This window comes from Zooshikella sp. RANM57, from assembly GCF_050749885.1.
Classification (GTDB): domain Bacteria; phylum Pseudomonadota; class Gammaproteobacteria; order Pseudomonadales; family Zooshikellaceae; genus Zooshikella.
In genome coordinates this window covers 1-1,309 of the sequence record NZ_JBOIUB010000050.1, presented here as the reverse complement: position 1 = coordinate 1,309, position 1,309 = coordinate 1, and the positions used below count along the sequence as shown (strand labels likewise).

The window sequence follows — 1,309 nt, the reverse complement described above, 5'->3', positions numbered from 1 at the left end:
CAATACTGTGGACAGTTTTTGGCTGAGAATGGTAGGTTGTACCAAAGATAGAAACTGCGAGAATGCGGTTGTCAAAGTCGTATTGTCACAGGAATCTATCTTTGGAAAGCATAGTAAAAACTGTTTTACGCTCAATGTCCAATGTTAATAAGCCTCAGCGTACATTTATGGCTGCATTGTTAACAACATTAATGGTATTTCAAGGCAAAGCAACCTATAGAAATATGAGTCGTTACAGTCACATGAGTGAAAAGCGTTTTAGCCGCTGGTATAGCCGCCCATTTGATTTTTCTCGATTTAATAGCAGTATAATAATGCTCGCTCTCCCCAAGAATGACCGTATAGCGGCTATTGATGCCAGCTTTATTAGCAAATCCGGCAAGCTGACGGAAGGATTAGGGTGGTTTTATAATGGCTCAGCGGGTCAAAGTCAGCATGGTTTAGAAGCTTCACTTATTAGCTTGATTGATCTTAAATTAAATACGGCTTTTGCCTTAGATGTCCGTCAAACCCTAGATCAAAAAAATAAAACACGAGTGGAAGTCTATGCTGAACAAGTGGTGGAAGTTGCCCCTCAGCTTCAAGAACAAGACGTTTTATATCTCGTTGGCGATGCCTATTACAGTAAAGAAAAATTTGTCACTCCAGTCGTTAAAGCTGGATTACAGCTTGTGGGCAAGTTGAGAGTTGATGCTGACTTACAATGGTTTTATGAGGGAGGATACTGTGGTGTTGGACGCCCCAAAAAGTTTGATGGAAAAGTTCGCTTTGAAAAGGATCTACACCGTTTTGAGCACGTTGGCAGCTTACAAGAAGGTATAGAGGTTTATACAAAAAAGGTTTATTCAAAGACATTTAAGCGTGCAATTAACATTGTGATGTTAATACAAACGGCTCAGAATAAAGGCCGTAGGGTTTTGCTTTATTCAACCGACACGAAATTAGATGCAATGACGATCATTGATTACTACAAAGCGCGCTTTCAAATTGAGTTTTTATTTCGAGATGCTAAACAATATGCAGGATTCACACACTGCCAGTCACGGAAAAAAGAGGCCACTCATACTCATTTAAATGCTTCATTATCAGCACTCAATGTATTGAAATTAGAGGATCAGCTATTAAAAGGAAGCAATGATAGAACAGTAATTTCAATTATTTCATGGAAGCGTAAAAAATTTAATCAACATTTAATGAGAAAACTTTTTGACAAGTTAGGGTTAAGCTTAAGCATTCAAAAAGTCGCTCAAGTGTATGAACAGCTGAGCGACTATGGGGCTATGGCTGGGTAAAAGTGTCTACAGTATTG

1 protein-coding gene is annotated in these 1,309 nt (G+C 38.7%); it reads left to right on the top strand.

The features are described from left to right. Nucleotides 1–101 precede the first annotated feature (101 nt). Nucleotides 102–1,292 carry a transposase gene (locus ACQ96U_RS27075; protein WP_431724395.1) on the top strand — a complete coding sequence of 397 codons (1,191 nt, stop codon included), beginning with the start codon at nt 102–104 and terminating at the stop codon, nt 1,290–1,292. The last annotated feature ends 17 nt before the right edge of the window (nt 1,293–1,309 follow it).